This is a genomic window from Limnospira sp. (assembly GCF_051859755.1).
In the GTDB taxonomy this organism is placed as follows: Bacteria; Cyanobacteriota; Cyanobacteriia; order Cyanobacteriales; family Microcoleaceae; genus Limnospira; species Limnospira fusiformis.
The window spans coordinates 1-7156 of record NZ_JBIMLI010000061.1 but is presented as its reverse complement, the minus strand read 5'-3'; the positions used below and the strand labels follow the sequence as shown (position 1 = coordinate 7156).

Annotated in this window: 5 protein-coding genes; 2 read left to right on the top strand and 3 right to left on the bottom strand. The window is 44.6% G+C overall.

The window, feature by feature from the left end:
- Nucleotides 1-124 precede the first annotated feature (124 nt).
- The gene (locus tag ACTIE0_RS12365) at nt 125-1387 is read right to left on the bottom strand and encodes an aspartate aminotransferase family protein (RefSeq protein WP_006668049.1); all 1263 of its coding nucleotides are present in this window, start codon (nt 1385-1387) and stop codon (nt 125-127) included.
- Between the two features lie 189 nt (nt 1388-1576).
- Here ACTIE0_RS12365 and ACTIE0_RS12360 point away from each other — a divergent pair, with 189 nt between their 5' ends.
- Both ACTIE0_RS12360 and ACTIE0_RS12355 read left to right on the top strand, forming a co-directional pair.
- A complete protein-coding gene (locus tag ACTIE0_RS12360) occupies nt 1577-2008 on the top strand; it encodes a hypothetical protein (protein WP_006668050.1) in 432 nt (143 codons plus the stop codon).
- Between the two features lie 64 nt (nt 2009-2072).
- Nucleotides 2073-3401 (top strand): adenylate/guanylate cyclase domain-containing protein, encoded by a 1329-nt coding sequence (locus tag ACTIE0_RS12355; RefSeq protein WP_006668051.1) that lies wholly within the window; start codon nt 2073-2075, stop codon nt 3399-3401.
- 58 nt (nt 3402-3459) lie between these two features.
- Here ACTIE0_RS12355 and ACTIE0_RS12350 read toward each other — a convergent pair whose 3' ends face one another.
- Nucleotides 3460-3756, bottom strand: coding sequence for an SH3 domain-containing protein (locus ACTIE0_RS12350; RefSeq protein ID WP_006668052.1), 297 nt, complete (start codon nt 3754-3756; stop codon nt 3460-3462).
- Between the two features lie 435 nt (nt 3757-4191).
- Nucleotides 4192-6951, bottom strand: a complete 2760-nt coding sequence (locus ACTIE0_RS12345; protein ID WP_006668053.1) for an FHA domain-containing protein — start codon at nt 6949-6951, stop codon at nt 4192-4194.
- Between the last annotated feature and the right edge of the window lie 205 nt (nt 6952-7156).

The following is a 7156-nucleotide window of genomic DNA, read 5'->3' as shown; positions in this document are numbered from 1 at the left end:
ACCTGAACGCCCCCTAATTATTAATTATTAATTATTAATTATTAATTAAATAGGAGGCTGGTTGATTAATCTTCTGGTTAGCAGAGGTAATTAACAGCCCAACCCCCCTACATTATCTTCCCCATTATCGATTGTGTAAGGCGCGAGCTACCGCCTGACAGGCTTGATTAACTTCCGCCTCCGTCACAATTAAAGGAGGTACAAATCGCACAACTTTCGGACCTGCTGGCACTAATAAAACCCCTTGTGCGATCGCCGCATTAACCAGATCAATAGAAGTCAATTCCACATCTGATTTTAATTCCATCCCATTAATTAAACCCCAACCGCGAACCTCAGCAATTAAATCAGGATACTCAGAAGCGATCGCCTGTAGGCTGTTTCTGAGCTGTTCTCCCCGCTGTTGTACATTGCTAAGGATATTTTCCCTTTCCAGAGTTTGACACACCGCCAAAGCCACACCACAGGCGAACGGATTACCACCAAAGGTACTCGCATGGTTTCCCGGTTCAAACACATCACAGAAAGACTTACACATCAGCGCACCGATAGGAATACCCCCACCGAGTCCCTTAGCGGAAGTAAAAATATCCGGTTCTATACCCAGATTTTCATATCCCCACCAGCGACCAGTGCGACCCATTCCCACCTGTACCTCATCGAGAATCAGCAAAATTCCCTTTTCATCGCAAATCTGGCGAATTTTTTGGAAGTAGGCCACATCTCCCGGACGCACTCCCCCTTCACCCTGTAGGGCTTCTAAAAGGATAGCCGCCACCCGGCGACCGTTTTGGTCAACTTCTGCGATCGCATTTTCCAAAGCCGGAAGGTCATTATAGGGAGTATAGACAAAACCTGGAACCAGGGGACTAAATCCCTTTTGATATTTAGGTTGTCCAGTCGCCGTAATTGTAGCCAGAGTGCGACCATGAAAACTAGCGTGGGCGGTAATAATTACCGGATCTTCAATATTAAGGCGATCGTGGGCATATTTACGCGCTAGTTTAATCGCCCCCTCGTTGGCTTCTGCGCCAGAGTTACAGAAAAAAACCCGGTCGCCTGCGGAATGCTCAGTTAACCAAGCTGCCAACTCTCCCTGTTCCGGGATATAGTAGAGATTCGAGACATGATGCAGCTTTTGGATTTGCTCCGTTACCGCTTCTATTAACTTGGGGTGCGCGTGTCCGAGGGTACAGGTAGCAATTCCCGCCACAAAATCCAGATATTCTTTCCCCTCTGTATCCCACACCTTACAGCCAGAACCTTTTTCCAGGGCGATAGGAAACCGCCCATAAGTGTTCATAACATTCGCGTTAAAGCGATCGATACTGAACTGTTCAGCCCCCGTTCCTAGACCGTCATCTCTGATTAAAGTTTCTGGACTCACAAATCGCTCCTTCAGTCTTTATAATGCTGATATTGTTAACCATCATATATCAGCCTTTATGGGGGCGCGTCACCGATTCCCCATATCCACTGAAACCCTTTGGGGTTTACCAACCCGCTGATTTTGCTGAACCCTAGCAATGGCTAAACTTGAGTTAAACTATCAAAATCAGTAGTAATGAGTGAGTTTATGCGATCGCGATTCTTTCCAGTTATCTTGGCTTCTGTGATTATCGGCTTCCTCAGTTGGCTGTGGACCCCCCCCGCCTGGGCAATGATTCAGATCGAATTATTTGATATCGGTTATCAAGACTGTCCGGCAGAGTTATCAGAAGGTATGGTTTCTAGTGGTTCTATCCAAGAGGCAGACTGTTTTATTGTTACCGGAAAAGCTAACAATACCTCTGGTAAAACCGTTGTCGATGCCGATATCTTCGGGCGGATCTATGATGCTAACGATAATCGGGTAATGCAAAACCGCACCCGCCTCGGTAGTATTGATGTTGTCCCTCCAGGTATTAGCGATTTTGAAATCCGAATTTCTATAGCCTCTAATCTGGAAAAGCCCTTTAAGTTTAAGCAATTTAAGGCTTCTGGCTTTACGGGTCGTATCGGCCGATAATTACCAGTTATCACGATATGGCAGTTAATTTCATTCTATCGGCTGCCTGAAACTCGGTCAAATTATGAGTAAATATACCCCAGGCGATCGCCAATTGGGTCCATGGTTAGATCGCACAATGAAACAGATATTTAAAGCCCCCGACATCATTAAAGCGGCTAACTATCAAACCTGGCAACATAGTTTTATGCGTCAGCGCCTGGGTTTGGGACTATGGCTGGCTTTGATAGTCTATTTGACCTTTTCCCTATCTCAAATCAAGAATTGGCTATTCTATCCCCAAGATTTTCGCCTAGATTGGTTAATTACTCAGGTATGTGTACAATTGGGGGTATTGGTAGGGTTAGTGTTATTACGAACGGCGATCGGTCGCCAATACCCAGGTTTGATTTTTCTGCTATTATCCTGGATGGTCACACTCAGCCCCCAAATTCGGGCAACATTTTTGGGCATATCTCAACCCGCGATTATTGAGTGGCCCCTCATGTTCTTTTCCCAAGCTACCCTGCTTCCTATCTGCTGGTGGTTACATCTCATTTCTCAATTGGGGGTATTACTTTATTATTTTGGCACTCAAATTATCCTAGATCTTCCAGTCCGGTTACCTGTGGATTGGATGACTCAGGATTTTCTGGTGTTATACTTTTTTTGGATCTGTGTTATTTGCAATTTGTCGGTTTATTTATATGACCGTCTCGCCCATTCTGAGTTTAACTCCCGTAAAGCCTTAGTTACTGCCTACGAACAGGTTAAACAAGAACAGGAAAATTCCGAAAAACTGCTACTTAATATTCTACCATATCCTATCGCCGAACGCCTTAAACAAGACCCTAAAACTATTGCTGATGATTTTACCGATGCGGGGGTGCTTTTTGCTGATATTGTCGGTTTTACCGAGATTTCAACCAGGTTTAGTCCCACGGATTTGGTGCAGTTGCTAAATGGTATTTTTTCCAGATTTGATGGGTTAGCAGAACAACACGGTTTGGAGAAAATTAAGACTATTGGGGATGCTTATATGGTGGTTTCTGGGTTGCCTTTACCTAGAGACAATTATGCGGAAGCGATCGCTGATATGGCTCTGGATATGCAGCGGACTCTCCGGGAGTTCAACCGACAACATCAACAGGGTTTTAAAATCCGTATTGGTATTGCTACCGGTCCCGTTATTGCGGGGGTAATTGGCTTGAAAAAGTTTATTTATGACCTGTGGGGAGATACCGTTAATATTGCTTCCCGAATGGAGTCCCATGGTATCGCTGATGAAATTCAGGTGACAGAAGAAACATATATGGCACTTTGCGATCGCTATATCTTTGAAAAGCGCGGCACAATTCCCATTAAAGGCAAGGGTGAAATGACCACTTATTTACTCAAAGGAAAACGCGAGTAAACCAGGGGTAAAATTGGCTTTCTTCCCCACTTTGTCGCGATTAATTAAACTTTAATACCTAGTTCTTATAGGTAATAAAATCACCCCGAACCCAACCACGAGCCTTAGACGCTGGAAACTCCACATAATACCACCTATAGCCACCAACTACCCTTTCATTAATCACATCAACATAGTCTCCCGCATAACCATAATGAGCTATAGAATAGTTAGTTCCAGGTCCTGAACGAATGTTAATTTGAGACCCCGGATCCCTCGCAAATAAACGCGCCGGATAAGCCCAAGCCGGAACTACAGCGGCAGCTATCATAACCATAGATAGACCAGCAGACAGCAACAGTTTCTTGGCACTCATTGATTGACTCCAGAATTAATTAGGTCAAATATTCAGCCAGCAATGGTTTAACTAATTAAGCAATTGTTCTAGCTTAGTCCTATTATCATCCACCAATTAACCAGCGTCATCAGTGTAATTGCTTACCTTTGAACAATCCTGGCTTGGTGTTGGGTTTCACCCAACCTACTGTGTTGGGTTTCAACCAACCTACTTTTCTGGGTTTCACCTAACCTACTGTGTTGGGTTTCACCCAACCTACTTTTCTGCGTTTCAACCAAGTTACTCTGTTGGGTTTCACCCAACCTACTTTTCTGGGTTTCAACCAACCTACTCTGTTGGGTTTCACCCAACCTACTTTTCTGCGTTTCAACCAAGTTACTATGGGGGTGAGATTAATACTTGATGTTGCGTTGACATCTAGTTTCACCCCCACCCTCAATTGTATCAGGGTTGTTAAATTACGTCCTTGCGTTTTTGCACGACTAATAACAAGCCAAACATCACCGCAATTAAACCTATCAAAATCCCCCAATATTTGCCGACATTCACATTAAACATGGAACCATAGTCCTGGAAAAAACGCTTAATGGTTCCTTCCGCTTCGCCTAAAGCACCCTCATATTTACCTCGCCATTCTCCATACTCATCCTGCCATTGTTGAATAGCTCTCTGGTACTCATTAACTCGGTCTTGATAGGCTTCTAAATCGGCTTGATATTGATCCATCTCATCCTCATAGTCCAGTTGCGCCTGAAAAGATGGGTTATCAGGTCTAGTAGGTTGTTGGGGAGGGTCGCCAGGAGATTCAGGACGGACGGGTTCTGGCTGGTCAACAGCGGGATTATACTTAGCTAAAATACCGGGAAAACTGCATTGACTAAATAGGCTAGTTCCTAAACAAATACAGTCCTGTTTTTGGGCATCAGTTAAGGCATCGCGTTCATCCTCATCTAACTGCCAACAGGGGTCTTCAGCTACATCTCGACCTACTCCAGTGATAGTAACAAAGGATTCAAACGGCCATTTGGTGAGGGTGAGATGATTAATAATGAGTCCTGGTAATCCCAAGGTGTTAATAGGTAGCATTCCTCCGCCAAAAGTAATTTGAGGAACCAAAAATATAATGGTCAATAAAGGGGCGATATTCTGATTAGGAGAAATAGCGGAAACCAATAATCCCATTACCATTCCTGCCATGGTAGCCAAAACTAAGGTTATGTACAAGGAACCATAAACGGAAAGGTCACCGGGAATCTGAACAGCTATCAGTTTAAACAATAGGAAAATTGCAGCTTGATATAAGGCGAATACTGAAGCTATACAAACCTTGGAAAGAATATAGGGAAGAATTTGTAAACCAATAGTCCTTTCCCGGCGGTAGATATCGGCTTCTTTGACAATATCGCGCATGGTGGCGATACTACCGACCATGACGGCGACTAAGGCGGTAACAAATAGCATGGTAATGACCTGCCCAAAATCGCCTTTGGTATCGTCAAACATATAGCGATTCCAGGTAAACCAGTCAAGTATACCGAGAATAGGCGCGATCGCTAACATTAAGATTAAACTAGCCCGATCGCGCCTTAAAATTGACCAATTCCGATTCGATAAAATCAGAAACTGTCGCCAAGCGGAAACCCGTTTAATTGTCGCGCCGGGAACCTGTTGCGATCGCCTATTACCATTAGTTTCAGCCTGAACATTGCTGAGAGTATTTTGGCGTTTAACCACAAACCTTTGGTATTGGGAAGAGTTGAGATAATCCTGCTGCCAATCTTCAGGCGATCGCTCCCTTTCCACCTTATGATAAATTTGATTAAAGCGCTCAACCCCAAAATATTCCTGGGCTTCTTGAGGAGGGCCGAAATAAGCAATCCGACCCCCCGCACCTAAAAAGACTACTAAATCACACAGCATCACATTATCGGTAGCATGGGTAATCAAAATCACCGTCCTACCTTGGTCTGCCAGATTTCGCAGCAGATTCATAATATCAGCTTCTGTACCCGGATCTAAGCCAGAGGTTGCCTCATCCAAAAAGAATAAACTAGGCTTAGTCAACAATTCCACCCCAATAGATACCCGCTTGAGTTGACCGCCACTGAGGGCTTTAATCGGAACATCTTGACGGTGAGATAATCCCAAATCCTGGAGAACCTCATCAACCCGTTTCTGTCTTTCTGCTACAGTGGTATCAGCAGGCATTCGTAATTGGGCTGCATAATCCAAAGCCTGAGTCACAGTTAACTCAGTATGGACAATATCCTTTTGGGGAACATAACCAATTTCGGTGCGGTAGGCGTTATAGTTTTTGTACAAGTCAACCCCATTGACTAATACATGACCCCCCGTAGCTGGACGAAAGCCGTTTAGGGCATCAAGAAGGGTAGATTTACCGCCGCCACTAACCCCAGCCACTACCACAAATTCCCGCGCCTGTATCGATAGGGAAATATCATTGAGTAGGTTAACTTCTTTGGAAACCTGTTTATTTAAGCCTACCGCATCGAGGCGCAGATTACCTTCTTCGTTGACCTGTACTAGGGTCTCATCAATGTTTAAGGTGAACCGACAAGGACCGATGCGAATATTATCTCCCACCGCCAGGGAGCGATCGCCTGTAATTACTTTACCATTGACAAAGGTTCCATTGGTAGAGTTTAGGTCTGTTAACACAAAAGACCCGTTTTTCCGGGCAATTTGGGCATGGTGGCGAGACACGGAGGGATGATTAATGACTGTATGATTACTCCCATCGCGACCAATAGTAATTAGATCTTTTCCCCGTAACTCTAGGGTAAAACTTAGTACCGTGCCACTGCTCTGCCCTATAGTGTTATCAATCACTGTTTTTTCTGATCTGGCTGGGGCGGCGGCTTGGGTTGGGGCTACAGCCAGGGAACTAAAGCAAAAGGTTAGTTTAGTATCGCCTATTTGGATGGTGTCATTATTGGCTAAGGGTTGTGGCGTTTTGGGGGGAATTGTATCTGCGTTTAGCAGTGTGCCAATGGTACTGCCTAAATCCACAATTACATAGCGATCGCCTTCTAGTTTAATCTCGGCGTGATGCCGCGAAACACTCATATCTGTTAATACTACGGTGTTATCGGGGGCGCGACCAATGGAAGCTACCCCATTATCAATGAGTATTTCCGAAACAGATGTGCTGCTGTGAATTTTGAGTTGGGCATTGGTTGATGGTAAACTCATGCAATATCTCCATTAGCTGGGAAACTGACTAGCTGTTGTTGACTACCAGCTAATCTAAACGCATACCTTCCCTCAAACCTTAGCACAATCACAGTTCTCCAGCTCAAGCGCCCGGTCTTCTGGATTAGTAGACTGATACATTTACGCGACATTTATCCGGCTATTGCCTGACAATGCGACGATAGCACTATTACCCGTTAAGGTA